Origin of the sequence: Arthrobacter sp. CAL618 (assembly GCF_000468215.1) — a bacterium.
Taxonomy (GTDB): Bacteria; Actinomycetota; Actinomycetes; order Actinomycetales; family Micrococcaceae; genus Arthrobacter_D.
This window is the reverse complement of sequence record NZ_ASZW01000103.1, coordinates 1-480: the sequence shown is the minus strand read 5'-3', so window position 1 is coordinate 480 and position 480 is coordinate 1. Positions and strand designations below refer to the sequence as shown.

The 480-nt window shown below is 66.7% G+C and carries 1 pseudogene; it reads left to right on the top strand.

Annotated elements, in window-relative coordinates:
* Window positions 1-71: 71 nt before the first annotated feature.
* A pseudogene (locus K728_RS20085) lies at window positions 72-480 on the top strand (ABC transporter permease); the annotation flags it as partial.

Genomic DNA, 480 nt, shown 5'->3' with positions numbered 1-480 from the left:
GGGACTTGGGCGCCAGTCTGTTTCCTGAGCGGGCAGTAGCCTCTCGCGGAAGGCTCACGTCCTTCCTCGGTTTGGCGTGGATTCTGCAGCGTCCCACCCTCGTTGGCTGGTGTTGTGGCGCAGCTGTACTGGGCGGCCTTGCCGGCGGGCTCGCACCAGTGGTCACCGATGCGGTGGCTGGCAACACCTCCCTCGAAGAGCTGATCGGACGGCTGGTCCCCGGCAGCCGGACGGATATAGTCGACGTTTTTACCACCGCCCTGCTCGGCATCGCCGGTGTCCTCGCTGCCGCCGCTGGCATCCAGGGGATTCTCAGGTTGCGGGCCGAGGAAACCGAGGGCAGGGCGGAACTGCTTATGACGGTGCCGAAGTCCAGGACCCGCTGGCTTGTCGCCAATCTCCTGTTGGCTATCGCTTCCGCGACCGTGGTGGCGGCTGTCGCAGGAGCTGCTGCCGCCGTCGGGCTGTCGCTGGCTGGCT